Source organism: Parabacteroides sp. PH5-46 (assembly GCF_029892785.1).
Lineage (GTDB): Bacteria > Bacteroidota > Bacteroidia > Bacteroidales > Tannerellaceae > DFXE01.
Genome location: NZ_JARXXA010000016.1, coordinates 1 through 20729, shown reverse-complemented (window position 1 = coordinate 20729; position 20729 = coordinate 1). Strand labels below are relative to the sequence as shown.

General features: G+C 41.8%; 20 protein-coding genes. 10 read left to right on the top strand and 10 right to left on the bottom strand.

Annotated elements, in window-relative coordinates; translation table 11 throughout:
* From M2470_RS14820 to M2470_RS14790, 7 genes are all read left to right on the top strand, one after another.
* A complete protein-coding gene (locus M2470_RS14820) occupies nucleotides 1-1050 on the top strand; it encodes a hypothetical protein (protein WP_280745844.1) in 1050 nt (349 codons plus the stop codon).
* A 486-nt stretch (nucleotides 1051-1536) separates the two neighbouring features.
* Nucleotides 1537-2262: a DUF6088 family protein gene (locus tag M2470_RS14815; protein ID WP_280745845.1), complete on the top strand. Its 726-nt coding sequence runs from the start codon at nucleotides 1537-1539 to the stop codon at nucleotides 2260-2262.
* 122 nt (nucleotides 2263-2384) lie between these two features.
* Nucleotides 2385-3353 carry a hypothetical protein gene (locus M2470_RS14810; RefSeq protein ID WP_280745846.1) on the top strand — a complete coding sequence of 323 codons (969 nt, stop codon included), beginning with the start codon at nucleotides 2385-2387 and terminating at the stop codon, nucleotides 3351-3353.
* Complete coding sequence (locus tag M2470_RS14805) at nucleotides 3347-4117, top strand: hypothetical protein (protein WP_280745847.1); 771 nt, start codon at nucleotides 3347-3349, stop codon at nucleotides 4115-4117. Before M2470_RS14810 ends, M2470_RS14805 begins: the two co-directional genes overlap by 7 nt.
* Nucleotides 4114-4881: a metallophosphoesterase gene (locus M2470_RS14800; RefSeq protein ID WP_280745848.1), complete on the top strand. Its 768-nt coding sequence runs from the start codon at nucleotides 4114-4116 to the stop codon at nucleotides 4879-4881. Before M2470_RS14805 ends, M2470_RS14800 begins: the two co-directional genes overlap by 4 nt.
* The gene (locus M2470_RS14795; RefSeq protein ID WP_280745849.1) at nucleotides 4874-5194 is read left to right on the top strand and encodes a hypothetical protein; all 321 of its coding nucleotides are present in this window, start codon (nucleotides 4874-4876) and stop codon (nucleotides 5192-5194) included. The genes M2470_RS14800 and M2470_RS14795 overlap by 8 nt, the downstream gene beginning before the upstream one ends.
* Before the next feature lie 375 nt (nucleotides 5195-5569).
* Entirely contained in the window at nucleotides 5570-5974 is a 405-nt protein-coding gene (locus tag M2470_RS14790) for a WG repeat-containing protein (protein ID WP_280745850.1), read from the top strand.
* 151 nt (nucleotides 5975-6125) lie between these two features.
* Here the strand turns inward: M2470_RS14790 and M2470_RS14785 are convergent, their stop codons facing one another.
* From M2470_RS14785 to rmuC, 3 genes are read right to left on the bottom strand one after another with little or no spacing between them, the layout of a single operon-like run.
* Complete coding sequence (locus M2470_RS14785) at nucleotides 6126-6815, bottom strand: DNA alkylation repair protein (protein ID WP_280745851.1); 690 nt, start codon at nucleotides 6813-6815, stop codon at nucleotides 6126-6128.
* A gap of 6 nt (nucleotides 6816-6821) precedes the next feature.
* Nucleotides 6822-7460: a chloramphenicol acetyltransferase gene (locus M2470_RS14780; RefSeq protein WP_280745852.1), complete on the bottom strand. Its 639-nt coding sequence runs from the start codon at nucleotides 7458-7460 to the stop codon at nucleotides 6822-6824.
* Between the two features lie 2 nt (nucleotides 7461-7462).
* Complete coding sequence (gene rmuC / locus M2470_RS14775; protein ID WP_280745853.1) at nucleotides 7463-8746, bottom strand: DNA recombination protein RmuC; 1284 nt, start codon at nucleotides 8744-8746, stop codon at nucleotides 7463-7465.
* 203 nt (nucleotides 8747-8949) lie between these two features.
* Here rmuC and tpx point away from each other — a divergent pair, with 203 nt between their 5' ends.
* From tpx to M2470_RS14760, 3 genes are all read left to right on the top strand, one after another.
* On the top strand, nucleotides 8950-9450 hold the full coding sequence (gene tpx, locus M2470_RS14770; protein ID WP_280745854.1) for a thiol peroxidase: 501 nt from the start codon (nucleotides 8950-8952) through the stop codon (nucleotides 9448-9450).
* Nucleotides 9451-9588: 138 nt separating this feature from the next.
* Nucleotides 9589-10131 carry a DUF4833 domain-containing protein gene (locus tag M2470_RS14765; RefSeq protein ID WP_280745855.1) on the top strand — a complete coding sequence of 181 codons (543 nt, stop codon included), beginning with the start codon at nucleotides 9589-9591 and terminating at the stop codon, nucleotides 10129-10131.
* Nucleotides 10132-10152: 21 nt separating this feature from the next.
* On the top strand, nucleotides 10153-10695 hold the full coding sequence (locus M2470_RS14760) for a hypothetical protein (RefSeq protein WP_280745856.1): 543 nt from the start codon (nucleotides 10153-10155) through the stop codon (nucleotides 10693-10695).
* A gap of 312 nt (nucleotides 10696-11007) precedes the next feature.
* On the opposite strand, the gene M2470_RS14755 is transcribed toward M2470_RS14760, so the two are convergent.
* The 7 genes from M2470_RS14755 to M2470_RS14725 form a co-directional block, all read right to left on the bottom strand.
* Nucleotides 11008-11814, bottom strand: a complete 807-nt coding sequence (locus tag M2470_RS14755; protein ID WP_280745857.1) for a helix-turn-helix domain-containing protein — start codon at nucleotides 11812-11814, stop codon at nucleotides 11008-11010.
* Nucleotide 11815: 1 nt separating this feature from the next.
* Nucleotides 11816-12601 carry a thioredoxin family protein gene (locus tag M2470_RS14750; protein ID WP_280745858.1) on the bottom strand — a complete coding sequence of 262 codons (786 nt, stop codon included), beginning with the start codon at nucleotides 12599-12601 and terminating at the stop codon, nucleotides 11816-11818.
* Nucleotides 12588-15245, bottom strand: coding sequence for an FISUMP domain-containing protein (locus tag M2470_RS14745; protein ID WP_280745859.1), 2658 nt, complete (start codon nucleotides 15243-15245; stop codon nucleotides 12588-12590). Before M2470_RS14745 ends, M2470_RS14750 begins: the two co-directional genes overlap by 14 nt.
* Nucleotides 15246-15274: 29 nt before the next feature.
* Nucleotides 15275-16339, bottom strand: coding sequence for a hypothetical protein (locus M2470_RS14740; RefSeq protein ID WP_280745860.1), 1065 nt, complete (start codon nucleotides 16337-16339; stop codon nucleotides 15275-15277).
* Nucleotides 16340-16384: 45 nt separating this feature from the next.
* On the bottom strand, nucleotides 16385-17368 hold the full coding sequence (locus M2470_RS14735) for a FimB/Mfa2 family fimbrial subunit (protein ID WP_280745861.1): 984 nt from the start codon (nucleotides 17366-17368) through the stop codon (nucleotides 16385-16387).
* Nucleotides 17369-17468: 100 nt separating this feature from the next.
* A complete protein-coding gene (locus M2470_RS14730) occupies nucleotides 17469-19103 on the bottom strand; it encodes an Mfa1 family fimbria major subunit (RefSeq protein ID WP_280745863.1) in 1635 nt (544 codons plus the stop codon).
* Nucleotides 19104-19167: 64 nt separating this feature from the next.
* Nucleotides 19168-20655, bottom strand: coding sequence for a DUF3868 domain-containing protein (locus tag M2470_RS14725; RefSeq protein ID WP_280745864.1), 1488 nt, complete (start codon nucleotides 20653-20655; stop codon nucleotides 19168-19170).
* Between the last annotated feature and the right edge of the window lie 74 nt (nucleotides 20656-20729).

Here is a 20729-nt window from a genome sequence, read left to right as displayed (position 1 = left end):
ATGACATTATTCAATGAAGAGACCGATAGTTACTTGGATGCAATTATAGAAACTCCAACACCTTCGGGTTTTGAAAAGAAAGGACAGGAGATTTTCGCTTCTTATGCTATGAAATATGTCGATTCGATAACAACAGATACGCTGGGAAACATTATTGCGCTAAAGAAAAGCTGCTCCGGAAATGGACTCAAACTAATGATATCAGCACATATGGATGAAGTTGGGTTTATGGTTAAATATATTGACAACATGGGAATGGTATATATAGTTCCAATTGGCGGTGTTAACTTGTCATTATTACCCGGATTACAACTTATCCTGCATCATAATAAAGAAAAATACGTAGCTGTTGTTGGGAGAAAACCTATTCATTTGTTAAATGAGAATGAAAAAAAATGTATTGAAACAGACTCTATTTGGCTAGATTTAGGATTTGCATCAAAAGAAGATGCATTAAAATCTATATCTATTGGGGATATAATGACATATTCATCAAGCCTTAACCATGTCTTTGATAATAAATTTATTACTCATTCGGCCGATAATAAAATAGGTGGTTTGATTTTACTTGAAATAATGAAAAATGTAAACTCATCACCTTATGATATCTATTTTGTATCAACTGTTCAAGAAGAAATTGGCCTTAGAGGGGTTACTGTAGTCGCATCTCAAATCGAACCTGATATTGCTCTCGTTATTGATGCTACGCATGCTACCGATTATCCACTATCAACTCCTTCGAAACATGGAGATATTAGCTTAGGTAAAGGACCTACTCTTTGCATAAGTCCTGATATAGATAAGCTAATACTTGAAAAATTATGTACCATTGCTAATCTTAACGGGATTAGTTACCAAATGGAGGGACACCCTAACGGTACAACAACAGAGGCTAGAGTATTACAAATAGTAAAAAATGGAATTCGAACAGCTCTAATCTCATATCCGGTAAGATATATGCATTCTCCAATAGAAATGTTTTCTATTGAAGACGTTAAACAAGTAATAAAATTATCAATAGAGTTTTGTTCTAGTGATAATGATATTTAATTCGCTAATATGATCTATAAAGTACTAAATATGAATTCTGCGTTATACAAAATAAATATTTTCAAATTTTTCAAATCAAAGATAAAGAGAAAACACTGTGAGACTCCTTCAAAAGAACAACTAGTACAAAAACAACATGATTTGATAAACACTACCGGGAATGCTAATAATGACGTTCTATTTGAAGAGATTCAAAAAATAATAAATAAAATTGAGCTTTATTTGTAATTGTAGATTCTTTCTTATCTTTATATTCGTGTGTAGTTCTTTGGATATGTGCAGAAAGTAACGTGATGTAAAACAGCAAGTTTTGATCGTTTTCAAATCGCAAACCTATTCCAACCATTTAAATATAGGTTGCGATTTGTCTGAAATTGACAGTATCTATGGAGCGCCTATCTATTTATATGTAATTTTCCGCAGCAGAAATGTCAAGTTTATAGTGCGATAAACTTGACATTGTGAAAATATTTGTATCTTTGTAGCATGTCATTAGCAAGTGAAATACGAACAAGGATAAATAAATTCCCAGAGGGTAAAACCTTTGGTTACTCTGATTTACTCATTGTTAAAGAAGATTATGTTACAGCTGCAAAGGCATTGGAACGTCTGCAAAAAGAAGGTTTGATAAAAAAGATGTCCAAAGGTGTTTTTTACAAGCCTAAACAAACTGTTTTTGGAGAACTAAAGCCGGATTATACTGAGATGTTGCGTCCTTATCTTTTTGAGAATGGGAAGCGAGTTGCATACGAAACCGGATATTCTCTTTATAACAGACTTAAGTTAACCACACAGGTAGCTTTTCGAATTAAGATTGCTAGCCGTGATAGGCGTATTTCGGTTAATAAAGGTGCATTAAAAATTGATACGGTGAAAAGCTATGTTGATGTAACAGATGCCAATTACAAATTGTTGGAACTGCTTGATGCCCTCAAGGATATAAAACGCATACCAGATGCTTCGCCAGACAACAGTATTGTTATTTTAAGTAACAAAATCAAAGAACTGAACGATAAGCAGATTGCAGAAATGATAAAATATGCTTTATCATATCCGCCACGAGTGAAAGCTTTGCTGGGGGCTATTTTGGAAAACATCAATAGTCAAGTAAGTACAAACAAACTAAAGCAAAGCCTTAATCCACTTACTAAGTTTGAATTGGACATAAAGAAGTCTCTCCTACCAACCATTAACAACTGGAATATAGAATGAAACTGCACCTAAATGGAATAAATTGAAAATAATTGTATTTTATTGTGTTTGCCTCAGATAATTACCTTATATTTGTAACAATTACCTGCCATGGGTAATTATGATAAATTAAGGTAATCGTGATGAGTAATGTTCAAAAATATCTGCAAGACATACTTGGCTTATCTGGGACTATAAAGAAAGTGCCGGACATGCTGATTAAGAAACTTCCGTTATACTTGAGCCATACCTATAATTATCGCTTACTCGAATTGGAAGACCATTCTCTTTTGCTTGCAGAAGATGTTGACACAACACCTAAAACTGTAAGTCAGCTAAAGAAGCAAGTAAAAACGATATATCAATATACAGAATTGCCTGTCGTTTTTGTGTTGAACAATCTAAGTCCACAAATGAGGTATAGGATGGTTAAAGAACGGCTCAATTTTATAGTACCTGAAAACCAAATATATCTGCCTGATTTACTTATTTATCTGAAAGATAATAAGCCGCAAACCTATTCGTTTCCGGAGCTGTTAAGTCCTGCGGCTCAAATGTTATTGCTCTATCATTTACAAGTGGAGCATTTAGAAGAATTCTCATTTAAAGAAATCGCAGAGAAACTAAACTACTCGCCTAAAACAATCACAAAGATTGTATCGGAACTGAAAGCAAAAAAGTTATGCAAAATCACAGGAACAAAAGAAAAACGAATTGCTTTTGAGGTTGACAGGAAACAGTTATGGCAAATAGCAGAACCTCAAATGCAATCGCCAATTATTAAGTCCTATTTTACAAACGCAAAAGAGGGTCAGGATTTTTGTAAATCGGGAGATATGGCTTTAGCTCATTACACTTTTTTAACAGATACTAAAAAGGAAATGTATGCCGTCTATAAGAATAAATTTGAAGAGTTGAGGAAAAGCGATTTTTGGGAGTATTTAGATGAAACGGAAGGAGATATGCAGGTTGAAGTATGGAAATACAATCCTCGCTTATTAAATGATAATGGATATATAGACCCTCTATCTTTATATCTGTGTTATCGGGAAGATTCAAATGAGCGTGTGGAAGCTGAATTAAAAGAACTAATAAACAAAGAAAAATGGTAAGAGGATTAGATATATTTCGAGAGTATTTCAAGGAGTATGTAGGTAATTATGTGATTATTGGCGGAACTGCATGCAGTGAACTTATCGAAGATGAAGGCTTAAAACCACGAGCGACAAAGGATATTGATGCAATCTTGATTGTTGAAGCATTAAGTGATGAATTTGTTAAACGATTCTGGGAGTTTATTAGAGCCGGGGAATACGAGTTGTGGCAAACCATATCTGAAAAGACACAATTTTATCGGTTTATTAGACCTAAATCAGAAGGTTTTCCTTTACAAATTGAACTCTTTTCAAGAGTACCGAATCTGATTAAAGTGCCGGAAGGCTCGCATTTGACTCCAATTCCTGTCGGAGAAGATTTATCAAGTCTTTCTGCGATCCTTTTGGATGACGACTATTACCACTATGCAACATCTCATACGGTAGTTTTAGATGATCTAAATTTCGTGGATAAAGATGCTATTGTTGTACTTAAGGCAATAGCATATATTAATAACTCGAAGCGTAAAGCAGGAGGTGAGCCGGTAAGGTCAGAGGATATTACAAAACACAAAAACGATATTTTTCGTATTACCTCAACCTTTACTGGAAGTGACAGATATGAAATCCCGGAAGTAATAAAGAATGATTTAAGGACATTTCTTGAAATGATAAAAGAAGATGGTTTGGGAACCACCGGGTTATCCAAAGAATTAGGACTTGGAGCAGAAATTACCATTGATGAGTTTTCCACTCAACTAAAGACTGTGTTTGGATTATGAAAATACAGTACGCATCCGACTTACATCTTGAATTTCATGATAATTCAAGGTTTCTAAAGGAATCGCCACTTATTCCGGTAGGTGATATTCTTATCCTTGCGGGTGATATTGGATACCTGAATGATGATAATTATAGCAAGCATCCGTTTTGGGATTGGGCTTCGGAGAATTTCAAGCAAGTGATTGTCGCTGTAGGAAACCATGAGTTGTATAAGTATTACGACTTGGCAAAGATGCCACATGGGTTGGTTTATTCCATCCGAGAGAATGTGAAGTGTTACTACAACGATGTTATCAGCATAGAGGATACCGACATAATTGTTTCAACATTGTGGGCAAAAATACCATTAGAGGAAGCCTATCTAACAGAGCGTGGTGTTACTGATTTTCATCGCATTCTGTTCAATGGAGAAATATTGACTTTTGCCGATTTCAATCGCGAACACGACAACTGTTTTCGTTTCATTCGCAATGAAGTAGCGAAAAGCACAGCAAAACATATTATTGTTGTAACCCATCACGTCCCATCATTTCAGTTAACATCTCCTGATTTTGCAGGAAGCAAAATAAACGGAGCATTTACAGTCGAGCTAAAAGAATACATTGAATCCAGCCCAATAGAATATTGGATTTATGGACATTCACATCGTAATATAGACAAACAGATAGGAAATGCCTGTTGTGTGTCTAATCAGTTGGGTTATGTCTCACATAATGAACACTTAACATTTGATCCGCAAAAAATGATCATAATAAATGGATGAAAAACAAATAACAAAGGAATTTTATGAAGATATTCGAAAACTTGTAGAAGAATCGGAGAAAATTTATAGGTTAGCTGAACAAGAGTATGCTCCTATGGTTGATTATTATATAGAAACTAAATGTACAGATTCAAAAAAAATAGAGAAGCTACTGGACGATCTACTTAGCTGTGCTTGTGATGAGCGAATACTTTTGCTATTCAAAAAATTATGTAGGTATTATTATTCCATAGATTCGGAAGCCACTATTTATTATGTAGGTGCCTATAGAAGGATGTGGGATGAGGATCAAGATGTTGAAAATGAAAAATAACAATTTGTAAATCCGAAAGAATTCGTTACTTTTGTAGATATATGAAATGCGGTGCAAATCGCAGAACCCTTTCAAAGCACAAATCGGGGAGGGTCTAATTTTAGGGATAAGTAAAGCTTATATATCAAGCGGTTAGATAGGAATAAACGTTCCCTCTCTCTTCGCAAACAAGACTGAATGTCTGTAAGTTGAAAAATGAATACCCAATTTTACATCCAAAAATGTAAAGTTGGGTGTTTTCATTTTTAATACTGTTTATGATTGGAGTTCTGGGACCACCTGCAAACATCTAGTTTGTTGATTTGTGAATATTACTTCTTATTTTTGCCACAAAAGAACTTGTAATATATAATGTTTAGTCGAGGGGGAATATCTATGGACGATATCAATGCACGAAAATTAGTGCCAACGGAAAATAATGGCAAATGGGGATTTTTAGATGCTGCAACAGGAGAAGAGGTTGTACCGTTTAAATATGATTATGCTCATTTGTTCTCTGTAGGATTGGCATTGGTCCAGCTAAATGGCTGGTGGGGGTATGTAGATAAAACAGGGAAAGAGGTTATTCCGTGCATATATGATCCCGCATACTCATTTACCAAAACGGGATTGGCAGCTGTATGTATTGAGGGTAAATATGGCTTTATAAACCAAGCTGGAGAAGACGTTATACCGTTTATGTACGATGATGCCCGTTATTTTAATAAAGAAGGTAAGGCAAAAGTGAAACGAAACGGCGAAACTTTCTTTATAGATATGAATGGGAATAGGGTGGAATAAGGTAAGCTAATGGAAATTTGCACCTATTATTTTATGCAGTTCACATGGGTGAACGTTGCGGTTCACTTCCGTGAGCGATGCGGCTCACCTTTGTGAACTGAGTGGCTCACCTAGGTGAGCCGCTGAAAAGAATACATTAAATCTACTTAGTTTATTTCACTTTCAAGCTATTCAGGTACTCCTTTACTTCTGGTGCTATGCGATAGCTTTCGCGGGCTTTTTGGATGGCTTTGTTGTGTACGAATTTTGAAAAAATTTGTTGTTCCAATAGGGGAATGGTTTTATCGTAAAACTTGACGAGAGCTAAGCTAATAGCCCATGCGATTGCCATATCTACATAATACTGTCCCTGGGGTACTTCCGTCAGATGCTTCAATGCTGTGTCAATGTATGTTTCGTTTATGGAATAGTCCATCAGTATAATAACAAAAGTACGCTTAGTAAATTCTCCCTCATGGGTTTTGAGTGGCAGGAAGTGGGCTAGTACTTCATCCGGGTGTTTTGCGAATATTTTGGGTGTACATATAATGGTGTCTACATGTGCCCAATTGTCGAATTTCAGGATTAGTGGGTCTAAGTAATGGAAAATCGTTTCCAATGAAGGCTTTTTCAGGTTGCCCAGCACCAAGCCGTAGAGTAGGATATGGTCGTAGGTGGTGTATTCTGCATTTTCAAGATAGGTTTCCACATCCGGGCTTGCTACTATCTCTTTCGCCAGTTTTTTCAGTATAGGCATACGAATCCCAAGTATTTCATAATTCGTTGGGATAAGCTTTTCATTAAAAGCTTTATAATCGCTTTCAGCTAATGACCGAAGCTTTGCATCAATAGATGATATCATTTATTTCTATTCGTTTTTGTTGAGTAATTCCTGAAACAGCTCAAAATATTGACCCGCATGGAAACCATCCATTAAGCCGTGATGAACATTCAGTGCCACAGGCAGTAGCATTTTATTCCCTTCTTTAGTGTATTTGCCAAAGGTTATTTTGGGGATACTGTCGGCAATGGCATAGTTTCGTTCGTTAGTAAGTGCTGTGAACGAAACCCAGGGGATAGTAGAGTAGTGGATTACATCAGGGCGACTACCGTTTTCGTCTATATTCATATTGTTTATAGACTTAATTTTTTCAATTTCCTTTTGTGCATACGCATAAAAGTCTTCAAACGTATCAGCGTATGGTAAAAAGGCAAAAGCGAACATGTCTATAGCATTGAGAGCCGTAGTAGAGCCATGTATTTTGTTGTAGCATACTACATTGTTGTCTTCTATGCGATAGCGGAATTCTTCTATACTGTTCACCGTCATGAGTGAGCGATACATGTAATAGAGGAAAAAAGACAAATTGTTTTCTTTGGCATATTGGTATGCTTTGCTGCAATCTACATTGGCTGTTATAGACCAGAATGGTTCCTGATAGTCTTTAAAGAATTGATAATGTTCTCTTCGTTTCCAGGTATTTATGTCAATAATTTGTTTTGTCATAATTATGTGTTTTGCAAGACATCCTCTTCTTCTTTTACTGTTTCCAATGGGCCTATTTCGGGGAGGATACTGCGGGCTTCCTCGTCACTTAATGTGTCTACGTCTTTTAGTTTGCGCTGGATAACGCGTGTACGTGTTCCCAGTACTTCTTCGATCTGCCCGCCGGCTATGCGGATGTTCTGATGGGCTTTTTCCAGCATTCCGCCCACTTTTTCAAATTCTTTCTTAACAGCTCCCAGTATAGTCCATACTTCACTGGAATACTTTTGTATCGTTAATGAGCGGAAACCAACCTGCAGGCTGTTCAGTATGGCGGCCAAGGTTGTGGGGCCTGTAACGATTACTTTGTAATTCCGTTGAAGGTCTTCCAGTAATTGAGAACGACGTACCACTTCGGCATAGATACCTTCAAAGGGAAGGAAGATGATGCCAAAGTCTGTTGTATAAGGAGGGTCGATACATTGATCGTGTATGTCTTTTGCCATCTTTCTGATGGTAGACTCCAGTAATTTCCCATAGAGCTCTATTGTATGCGGATCGCCCAGGTCGTAAGCATGTAGCAACTGCTCGTAAACCTCTTTGGGGAACTTGGCGTCGATAGGCAGGTACACACACTGTAGTTTGTTGTCTTTTCCCGGAAGTTTGATAGCATAGTCTACAACGGCATCTGTTTTTTTGCTGGTACGTACATTCGCTTCGTACTGGTCGGGTGCAAGTATTTGCTCAAGCATCATACCAAGCTGCAGTTCTCCCATATTCCCCCGTGTTTTTACATTGCCCAGAATGCGCTTCAGGCTTCCTATGTCTTGTGCCAGCGTATTCATTTCTCCCAATCCTTTCTGTACATTGTCCAGGTATTCGCTTACCATGCGGAATGACTGGCTCAGGCGGTCGTCTAATGTTTTCTGTAGTTTTTCGTCTACCGTTACCCTTATTTCTTCCAGTCTTTTTTCTGTATTGTCTATCAGGTGTTGTTGCTTCTTATCCAGGGATTCAAATTTTTCACGCTGCATATCATTCATTATATTAATGTAGCGTTCAAATGTTTCACGAAAATCAGTCATGGAGCGCGTTAGGTCATTCTTCGTGTCAATAGAGATCTGTCGTGTTTCCTGTCTTTGCAGACTGGCATCTTCCCTCGAGTTGGTGGCTACCCGGTCGAGAGAACTTAAAATGCTTTTATGCAATTTGTCTGCTGTTTCTGTATCGGGTTTCCTTTTTATAAAAAAAATGAGCAATTGTATTATAATTATTACTACAATTCCACTAACAATAATTGTTTCCATATTCTAACGGTCTTATCTGATTTTAACGGTCTGTTATTTTACGCAAAGATATATTTATACGGCAGGCAGTGGTATTAAAAAAGGTTAAATAAGGCCTTGTGGCAAAACAATAGTCGGTTTAAGTTGTTTAATATATAAAAGGTTATTTATATTTGTGGTACGATACTATTGATATAGATCAAAATAGAAAAGAAAAAAACGATATGGCAAAAGTTGCTTTTAAAGGGATTGAAGTCCATACCAACGGTGTACTTCCTGCAGTTGGTTCGATAGCTCCGGATTTTATAGCTGTAAAGAATGATCTGTCGGAATTGGCATTGGATTCTTTGAAAGGAAAGCGCGTAATTCTGAATATTTTCCCCAGCTTGGATACGGCAGTATGTGCTTCTTCCGTTCGCCGCTTTAATAAAGAAGCAGCTTCTCTTCACAACACGGTAGTTTTAGCTATCTCCAAAGATTTGCCTTTCGCTCAAAGTCGGTTTTGCACTACAGAGGGTATTGATAAAGTGATTCCTCTTTCCGCATTCCGCAATTCAACGATTGAAGATAATTATGGCTTGTTACTTGTTGATGGTCCGCTTAAAGGCTTGTTTGCCCGTAGTGTACTTATCATCGACGAAGCAGGCAAAATTATATATTCGGAACTTGTTCCGGAAATTACAGAAGAACCAAACTACGAAGCGGCATTAGCTTCATTAACATGATAAAGTTGTAGATTATTGTTTTTCATTGGTTAAAGTTAAGGGTTAGTGTAGGAGGCCGTGAGATGTGAATCTAGCGGTCTTCATCTTTTTTACGATTAATCCATTATCTTTGTTGTTGTATACTTAAAAGAATGTTATATGATGAATAAACTGATGATGTGTAAAAACGTACTGTTACTTACCCTTTTATGTCTAATTGTTTCCCCCTGTGTTTTGTTTGCTGAGGAAGGTGCATCTGCTCCTGACAAGAGGCTTTTCCATATTGCCAGAAGTAAGAACAAAAATCTGGTGTGCTATGATGTAAATCTGCAGGATGGAAAATTGGATACTCGAAACCCTTTAACGATTTACTGGCTAAACAGGGAAGACAAACCGGGTAAGACGGAAAATTTAACTACGATTCAGCGAAAAATGGCTTATGGATATAAGTTGCTCTCTTCAGACGATGAAACATGTAAAATAACCCTTACCGCCTATTCGGCAAGAGAAATAACGATCCGTAAAGATGGCACGCATTATGTTTGTATGGTTGATATAAACAATAAACCGGCCATTCTTCAGTCATTATATGTACAAGCAAAGAAGAGCAATTCCCTGACGGTGGAATATATCGAACTAAATGGAATTGACCCGGATACACAACAGCCCGTTTATGAAAAAATAGAAAATAAAAAACAATAAGTTATTTTAAAATAATATGTTATGGAAGAAAATGAAGTTTTAGGAATCGGTTCGCGTGTTAAACACAAAGAATACGGACCGGGTGTAGTCATTCAAGTAAAGTCTGCCAGCTATCTGATTACCTTTATGGAGCATGGCAACAGGGAAATTTCGCGCACGTATAAAGAACTGGAGGTAATAGACCTTCTGGTACAGCCTGACGATCTGGTAAGCCTGGAAACCATCGAATATAGCCTGATCAAGATACTGAGAACCTTTTCAGATATTCAGGAAACAGTGCCTATTGCCGACAAGTGGGCGGGGGGAACACTGATCTTGAAACCTTCAAATCCGGAATTGAAACCTTACGAGATGCCTATCTCTACATTTTTCAATAAAATAATCATGATTCGTGACAGATTGCGGGTTTTGGAGCAGAAGATTAATACCAGTAATATCAGTGAGGAAGAAAAAATTACCTTACAACAATATATTACCAGGTCTTATGGCAGCCTGACATCGTTCAACATATTGTTCAAATATAAGACGCATAGCTTTATAGGAGAGGGCTCTAAAGATAAATAAAAAAAAGGATACTTTCCCAAGCATCCCCTTTTAAGACTAACCATATTTTTAGAGTTTTTCATCGTGCAAATATAGCTAATTATTTAAAATAAATAGCAATGTTTTGAAACGATTTTGCCTAATTGTAAAAAATAAATCGCTGATGGTCTGTTTTTTACAATTAAGTATTGTTTTGATTTTAAAAACGGACATTCATCTGTTTTTCGTGTCCGGATCATATAAAAAATGAGAGGGATACCTTCCCAGGCGTCCCTTCTCCATAGACTAACCTTAAATTAACTTGGCGTTAATTTAAGAAAGATAAGATTTCTTTTATGTTTCACGCCACAAGGCGTTTCTGATTTTCAGTGGTGGAACATTGAACTGTTCTTTGCAGAAGCGGCTGAAGTGTCCGGCGTAGCGGAAGCCGTGTTCGTGCCAGATGGCTTCCAGCGACTTTTCTTTTTCTTCCCGCAGGCTGAAGTAGATATGGCCGGCTTTCTGCTTTAATAGCCATTGATAGGGTGATAGCCCGAACTCTTCTTTCATCTGGCGCCCAAAGGCACGGCTTTCCATATTCAGCAGAGCCGCCAGTTCTTTTACCCGGTTTACCTTCCGGCAATGGAGCAGTACCTCCAGGCGGAAGGATGGGTCGTTGCCTACCAGCGGATAGAGCAGTTTGGCCACTTCCTGCTGTTCGTAAAAAACTTGTAGCATAAGGAAGAACTCCTGGTATTTTACTTCCTGCAATTCCGGGCTGTCTATCCCTTCGCTGAAGTATCCCAACAGCAGTGCGAGGAACTTCTGCAGCGGTTCGCGCAGAGGGATGGCCTCGAAGGTGTATTCCATCCCTGCGACTGTCCGGCAGAGGTCTGCCATATAGACGCCATTGTAGTCTGCCGGTAGGTTGTAGAAAGAGAAACACACCAGTCTGCATACCGATAAGGCTCGGCATTTTGCATCCGCTCCTATGGGGAGCATCACGCATTCATCTGCCTGTACTTCCTTTCGTATGAAGTTATTACAACTCACCTGCATCCTTCCGTCCAGGAGGAAGAGCAGGTGGTTGTACATCACATCCTCCGGCCGGAACATTCCCCCTTCCTCCACCTCATGGTAACTGAAACCGCTTGTATTCATATCAACTTTCTATATCCAGTTCTTCAAAGATTTCCAGAAGTGTATCGTATTTCCCCTTTACTATTTCCTTGCTATCTATTAAATAGATTGCAGGGGTGCCTGCAACTCCATAACTGATAGCATTTTTGCCATGGAATCCCTGATAGTCACAAAGGGTATCAGGCCAGGGAAAAGCGGAAGCTACTTCTTCAAATATTTTTTTCTCTTTATCAACAGAAATCGTTACAATCCGTATCTGTTTATCCTTTAGTTTAGTATACTGCCCTGTTAATTCGCTTATCATCTGCATACAGCTTCGGCAGCGGCTTTCGTAGAAGAACAAAAGAGTTGTTTTGTTTTCTTCCTGTTGTAAGCCTTCAAGGGGCGGAGCTTTTTTACCCGGAAGCAGGATGGAGACCAAAAGCCTGCGGGCTATTTCCGGACTGTGTTCCGGGTCAATGCCATAGGGGTAAGCGGCTACCGCTGTAGCTGCTTCTATATCCCCCCGCTCCTCCAATGTTCTGCAAATCGAATGAACCAGTGGTTGCAGCATCTCCGGCGATTCGGCCTCTGTCCGGTCTATCAACGTCATAACTGCCGGGATAGTGCTATCTGTAGTCGTATAGGAACTTACCCAGGTTTCAATCGCTTTATTCCAGTATTTTGTTTGATACAATTCCCCCATATCCAGCGAATCTCGAAAGAAGGCCTGCGAATAGGCTGGCTGCTGCTTTCCCTGACAGGATAGGAATATCCCCGCAAATAGCAGCAACCATGATGATAGATATTTAGGTTCAATCTTCTTCATCAATCAGTATGCAGCGTACAGTTTCTCGTCCATTTCTAACACCGTTTCCGGTTGCATTGTTTTTTGGCGCGCCGAATTGTATAGATCCGGCCGGATTAACAGCTAATGAATTTACTTCGAAATACATGTTATCTTCATCAAGCCAGAAGCCACCTGACCCGCCCCAGCGTTCAAATCCGGTGGATCGTACCCAATATCCTCCGTGCAGATCCCGAGCTGTCTTACTAACATTCCAGTAATCCCTGCCCGGTGTGGATTCATCGTCACGAAGTAATGCCCAAAGATCAGCATGATTCTTTTTGGAAGGTAGTTTCCAACCGTCCGGACAGGAATATAGAGCAGCTCCCCATTGGTAATAATAGCCACGTTCACCCTCTGCGTGGCCGTCATATGTTTTATGGTAAGCAGCATCAGGCATTATCTCCTCGGGTAAAATAGGGTCTTCTGCGAGGTTTTCCACCATCCAGCAGGTACCTCCATAGGCATGGATCAGGTATTCCCTACCGGAAGCCCCCATCGTTATTTTGGTCGCACCACCGGCTGCACCGCAGGATAAACCGGTTATAGTCGCTGTAGTCATTGTCGCCATATTTCCTGTAGGGTCTTTAAAGGTGATAATGGCAGACTTTCCGCTCAACGAACCGTCGGTATCTGCTTTCATTTTGAAACGGAAGGGTGTACCCGACGAAACATTATATCCACCGCTCTGCGACGTGATTTCAGAGGCCGTCATATCCAGTATGCCATGCGGGTCGGAATACGAAGCAACCACCCAGGCTGTATTACTCTTTACCCCAAAGGAATAGGTATTACCATCCAGGTAATAATACTTTTTGGGCTTGTGGGTACGGTTGTAGTGTACCTGCCTTAGGATTAATTCTTTCGAAACGGTTTCCGAGCCGTTGGTTGCCTGAAACTCCAGGCGTATATTCTTTTCGTAAAAAGGATCCAGTTCTACATTTTCAGCAGTCATGGCTTGTGGCCATACGGTGTAGTTTGCCGTACCAATTCCTGCCGCGATATTCCCCAGCGAGGGGGTGATGTCGGGTGCAGTAGTGGGGAAAGGATAATAACTCATCGGGTGCTTAAATACCGTAAGCGGGCTGCTTGACGGAATCCAGTTTACCTTGAATGTCTTTTGCCCCGGACGTACATTAAAGGAAGACGAGAAGATCATTTCTTCGATAGGATTGCCCAGGTTATCCGTTACGTGGAGCTGTAAAGTTGAATAGATACTCTGTGTTACATACACCGGATAACGGAGTCTTCCGGCGGCAAAGATAATTTTTGCTTTCCTACTGCTGCCACTGGTATTTTCTTCCACTTTGAAGTAGCGTTCCGATTTCACATCTTTCACCCCTGTATTTTGATCCAGCGAAACCCATGTAACCGCCTGTGTTTCATTGTCGGCATTTACTATTTTCTCTACTTTCCATCCCGATTCGGATCCCGATTGATAGTCTGTCTTAACGTAAATTACATTATCCGCAAATAAAGATGAGCGGGCATCTTTTGACAGATTGTATTCATCCTGGCTTACACTGAGGTAGAACTGTCCGTCGAAGGCTACGTTTTCCATGCCTCCTTCGTCCCATTCGAGGATGTTTGCCTCTATATTAACCGGCAGTGAGTTGAAGGCGTCTCCGGGGTCTTTGAAGCCGGGGCCTTTTACTGCCGTAACGGATACTACGTATTTATGGTTGCGCAATAGGTCCAGGTACACCCATTTGTCATTCTCTTTCTTGGTGAAGTCCACCCGGTAGTAATAGGTATCCCCCTCGTAGGTTCCGCCCAATACCAGGCAGGTGTTGCTCCCCAGCTTGCTGTCCGTTCCCTTTACCGCTTCGAAAAGGTAGATCACATCTTCTGATTTCACCTTGGCGGTTGTTATATCAGTCCCATCGTATAGGAGCGGCCCTTTGGTCAGGGTAGCTTCTGCGGGTACATCGGGCGATGTCATCTTATTGTCGGCATCACTCCATCCTTTAGTAGGTGCTACACGCCCTTTGTTGTTGTAGTTGTACACCCGTATGCTTGTCAGCTCGAAGTCACTTTGGGCAGCTGTTGCGATACTTACATTCACTTTGGCCAGCATGCGCGCCAGCTTGATGGCATTGGCTCCGGTAAAAGTGGTACCTTCTTTTATTTCCACCCCGCTTTTCTTACCCCACATAGGGATATGTTTGTATCCGGCACTGCCGGGGGTGGCATTCCACTTAGCGGCTGTAGCCTGCAAGGCGGACAATACATCGGCTTTTGGGGTGTCTTTTGTAAAGTTTGTTGTTATAAGGTCCTGTGCATTAGCCACCAGTACCAGGTCGCAGGAAGCGGTCTTGACCAGCTTCACCTTGAAGGTCTTCCGGCTTTTATCCCCCGGGTCGGTCGTAATATCGGTGGCATACGATGTGTAATGGTATTTTCCGGCATTAAACGCCAGTACGGCTATGCCTTGCACGGCTTTTTCGTTATCTCCTGTCAGCGCCTTTGTGGCGTCTCCCACACCGGGGAATTCCAGTGAGAAGGTAACATCCTCTTCCGTGTCGTTCCCCTTCTCCGGCGTAATGGATCTCTCTTCTGCCGTACAGGCCGTATACAGCATAGTGGCGAAGACAGCCCACGTGATATACATTAAAAACTTTTTCATCCTGTTTATCTGTTTTTGTTATTAATTGCTTACCATAGCGGCACTTCCACTGTTCCGCCGTCTTCCCAGTCTATAACCTGCCCTTCCACGTTCACATCCGTTTCGTCGGAGGAGGCATCAAAATTCTTTATCGACGCCGTAAAGGTATAGTGGCGGTTGCGGCTGATCCTGAGATCTGTCAGGGTGGCCGATTCCCCACCCATGTAGGTATTATCGTTGTGTCCGGGCTGTGTGTCCGCTATGCCGTCGCCCAGTATCACTTTGTATGTTTTCTTGTTGGTTATATCGTCTTTCTGGTACACCGATATGGCCAGGTAGCTCCTGTCGGCTTTGTTGCTTACCAGGTATTCGGGTACATAGAAGGTATAGGTGGCGCTGAAACCTGCTTTCTTGTCGCGGCTTTGTGTGGCGTTATAGTTTGTGCCCAGCGTGGCAGGCGCTATTTGTGCCCCGTTGAAAACTGTCCCGCTGTATGATGCGGGCGAGAGCTTGGACCAAGAAGGCATGGAGTTGACAGCCACATGCTCCAGCACGATTTCCGTATCGGCTATATCTTCAAAGGCACAACTCAAATCGAGCGTTACCTTGGAGTAGAGGCGTTCGATAGCCGCCGACGAGAGTACTGTGGCATCATTGGGTTCCGCTTTAATATTCTCATAACTCCCGAACATGGGGATCGGGTGGGTAGCATCTACCAAGGGATAAGCGCTGAAGGCAAGTTGTTTGCCTTTCAAGTCGCCCGGAGAGCTAACATTATCCAGGTTCCAGGCAGCCTGTTCGTTGGCTACCAGGTAGAGGTCTATCTTACCTACAGGCACTTCTGCCGTAAAGGTGAGACCGTCCGCCTCATTGTGCTTCTGGTTGTATAATACCCTTCCCGCTTTGCTGAAGATAATCATCCGGCAGTTGCCTATCTGGTCTTCGTTTTCAGTGCCCGAGCGTGTGATGGGTATTTGCAGTGTAGTAACCTCTGCCGGCTTCTCATCCGTGGGCATTTCCCCCGATGTACAGCCAAAACACAGCAGAATGACTGCATAACTCAATAACTGAATTACTGTCTTTTGTTTGTTATATTTTATATTCTCTTTTCGCATATTTTTTCTTTCTTTCTGTTACTCAGTTACTCTATTATTCAGTTATTACCCAACCACTACGGGTGTTTCGTTAATCACCCAGCCGTTTACTATGATGGTGGCTGTACTGTTGGTATAATCAAAGATCAGTTCGATGTTGAAGTCATCGTCTATGTCCAGGTCGCCTGTGATGGAGGCGGGGACAAGCAAGTCGGTCAGGCTTACGTTTAGCAGTTCCACGGTTTCTTCCGCTTCGCCGCTTTTGGATTCTTCTTCCCCACTGCCTTTGTGGTGTGTTACAATCAGGCGTGATCCTGTTGATCCGTCATTGAGTTCCCGCATGATTACGAATTCTGAAAGAAGGACCTGGCCTTCTGTTCCGTATCCGGGTATATAAGTTAACCGTTCACCGGTTATCGAATTGTCAAATTTATAATCACCGTTGCGCGAGGTGATGGTGCAATCGAAAGTTGTTCCCGAGCGGGAAGCTGATTTGCTTGTTATTTCCAGTGGCAGGCCATAGGCTGTTACATGGATGCTGTTGGTATTCTTCATCATATCCATCAGGACATGCTTGCGTCCGGTATAATCGGACGTAATTTCAATGGTATTGATTCCCCCGTAGAACAGGTGTGTAGGATGGTTTTCCACCGTATACTCTGTATTTTTAAGGGACAGCAATACTTCTTCTATTTGTGTAACCCCTATTGTAAAAGGTGTCAGGAGATAGTCGTCGCAGAGGTTTCCCCAGGCTACGAGTTGGTAGATACCCGCCCGCAGGGATATATTCATGATGTAATTATCCGTCAGGATGTCTCCTTGGTCGGAATACTCCCCGAGATAAGTGCCCTTTTCATCGAAAACGAAGAGGCTTATTTTATCTACGGCAGCCGCGAACTTGTCCACTCCCTCTACATTTTTAATATACCGGAATTGCACGCCTATACCGCAATCCGATAAATCATCCTGTACACAGCCCTGTAGTGTTACCATCAGGCTTAGCATGCAAAAGGCGGCAATCCATTTATTTACTAATTTTATCGGTTTCATTTTATTGTTTCAATTATATTGTCAGTTTATTTTAAAGTACAAAAGGAGAGAAGGGGGAAGGCAGCAACCAAGACTGCCTTCTCCTTTCTTTCAGTTTGTGTTAGAGGATAATTGTGGAGTTACCGTCCGTCCAGTCTTTCACAATGATCGTAGCTGTTACGTGTGTACGTTCTCCCAATGGAATTTCAGGATCGATATCCAGTTCTTCAGGCAGGTTATCACCGATGCCTCCGAACTGTGTGATATTGGCCTGGTAGTGGTAGTTACGCCATACACCATAGTCCATGCTGTTGGTCAACATATCACCGATACCGAAGTTCAGGCGATAGTAACATTTACCGTCTGCATAGGTCTTAACTGTAGACAGCGGTGTGCCTGTGTTTCCTGAACCGGTTGTTTCAAACGGGTTGAAGGTGACCGGAATATTAGCATAAGTACCATCCCATGTAGCAGTTCCTGTATGGTCATACTGTGCTGCGTAAGCTGCCAGTTTAGCATCTTTTACATCAACGAACAACATTCCGTCAGCCAATCCGGTGGTACCGTTAGCTTCCAACAGCATATACAGTGTCTGTCCGCTGGCGGCAACATCTGCAGTAGAAGGTGTTATTGTAGCAACCCCGGAGGTAGCATTATACTTGATACCGTCTTTCGGCACATATTTACCTGCTTTGGGAGCAAAAATAGCTTCGATAGCTGCATAGGTAGAATTACCCCTGCGCTGTATCTGACTTGTATTCTCCGTAAAGTAGATAGAAGGTGCATTGTCTGCTGCCGTACCTTTCTTTGTAACTGTATGCTTCATCAGGTATTCGCGGTGGTAGAAAGGTGCATATTTTGACAAGTCTTCTTTGTCTGCAGCAGACCAGCTTTCTGTTTGTGTATAATAAGGAGCCCAGGGGGTAGAACCGGCAGCTACCATGTCACCAGAGAATAACTGGAACAGGTTTACCGAACGGTTGATGTTCTTGATGCCGTATTTAAGGCTTGAAGCTGTTATTTTACCTACGCCGTCGGTTGTTTCCAACGTCTTGTCTTCATTGTAGTATATTTTGGCTTTTGCTACCGTACGTAACACTTCAATCTTAAAGTGGTTCATGTTCTCAGTTCCCGGTGCTGCGGTGCGTGAGTCGCTTTCAGAGATACCACCCACAAGTACATATTGGCTGTTGGCATCTGCCGGGTTACTCATGATGTATCCGGCGGAAGTGTCTACAAGCTTCGTGATATCCACAGCTGTAACCTTTCCTGCAGTAGTTGTTCCCAGGTCTATTTCAGAAGCCTTGTAGAACTGTGCAAGCGTAGTTGTGTTAGGAATGATCTTTGCCTTGTCAAAAGGATTGGCAGTACCCAGTCCTTCTGCATTAACGATAACAAATACCTTCTTGGTACCCGACGAAAGAAGCACGGTTTTTGTCTTATCCGTGTCCGGTGCCGAAGGGTTGCTGTATACTTCATTCACCTCACATGTGCTGCTGTTTCCTGTACGGAAGATCAATAAACGGATATCGTTGATAGCATCCGTTTCCGAAGCATCCGTGATGGAAGATGCTTTTGTCTTGACATTGTTCTGCACATTGAAACTGAATGTAGCATAGGTAGGTTCTCCTTCTACAACCTCTCCTTTATCTCCTCCCGGTCCTTCCGGAATGGGCGCAACTTCCTCACTAGAGCAAGAAGCCATGAGTGCCACTGCCGTAACGGCAGTCATAAAAAACTTAAACGTCTTTTTCATTTTCACTTGAATTTTTAATTAATAAAAAAAGTCTATTTAATTGTGAATTATCAATTATGAATTATTAATTGCGAAGCAATTTCTCTGCTTCTTCTTTTCTCTTTATTTCGTCGAGGTTCTTCAGGGCTGCATCGAGGTTTTTCTCTGATGCCCGTTTGAAAAGGCTCTTTGCCTTGGCTGTATTGCCACGAAGCATTTCGAGTACCCCTATGTTGTTATAGTACTCTGCCGTACCCCGAACCACATTTCCTTTCTGCGTGTTGCGTATTGCGTTCTGCAAGTAACGCTCTGCGCGTACCTGATCACCTGCTTTGAGTGCCGAAGCGGCTGCATTGAGGTTGGCTACAGGATCTTCCGGATAGAGCTTTACAGCTGTTTCGAATACTTCCAGGAAGTCTTTGCTGCCTTCCGGATAGGTGTTGGCCACGAGGAACATTTCATTGAGGCTGAGCTGCCGGGGCTGTGTTTTGATTACCTGTTTGGCTTCTTCCACATTGAAGTTCCTGGCATTGTAATCTATTCTTGCTACTACGCGGCGGAGCTGCGGGTATAGTTGGTGCAGCATCTGCTGGTAAGGTCTTCCACCGTTGAGTGCCTTGAGGCGGTTCTTACGTTCTTCGGGATTGTAATAGTTGATGATCGAAAGGATGGTGCCTTTCGGTTCTATGTAAGATTGCTGTACAAGTCTCGTCAGCCCTTCCCAGTCTTCACCCCCGTAACCGATCTGGTAGAGGTGTGAAGGGATACCGGCACGCATGGACAGGTAGTTCCTCAGTGCCTCTGCACGTCCTCTGGATAGTTGGTTATTCCCCTGTACACTTCCTTCGGGTGAGGCGTAGCCGGTGATGAGTACGCTGGTTACCGTCAGATTCTTGTCTGATCGTATGCTACCGATGATCTGTTCGATCTTGGCCAGTTCACGGGGATTGTTGCCGAAACTTGGGTTGATTTCCGTACGTGCGACAGGGAAATCCAGGAAAACATCGCTTTGCTCACTTCTTGCCTTTACCTGTTCCGCTTCGGGGCGTATATAGGCTGCATGGATGGATGGATTGTATTCTTTTACTCCTTCTAGTATGATACGGTTGGCCAGTTTACGGCTTTCCCATTCTGCCGGTTCACCTCCGCATCCGCAGAGGTCGGCCTGTACGTCCAGCTGTGCTTCACGCATCCAGTTCTCATAGGGCACTGTCTGGCGGTAGCGAACCACCTTGCGGTTGCTGCCTTTGAGTGGAATCACTGCATAGTGTGCCGAAGCGATCTGCTTCTGCCATCCATTAAGTTCCACCTCCCTTTCGAAAGCCTTCTGGCGGTGCCGTCCATTAACCAACACACTCTTCATCTTCACTTCCCGTCCTTTGGGAGAAGACAATACCGGAGTCAGCTCCAGGGAGCGCTCTGTATTAAGGCGCAAATCCGTCAGGTCAATATCCATGATTAATTGCACGGAATCCTCCACCTGCCGAAGGGAATGCAACTTCACTGTCTCAGAGGGGAGCTGACCGTAAGCAGTCGTAGCCAGTAATGTTATATAGTCTATCCTTAAAAGCATTTCATTTATTTGATTGACAATATATTAGTTTGATTATTTCTTGTTTATATCTGCAAGAATTAGTATCTTTATCT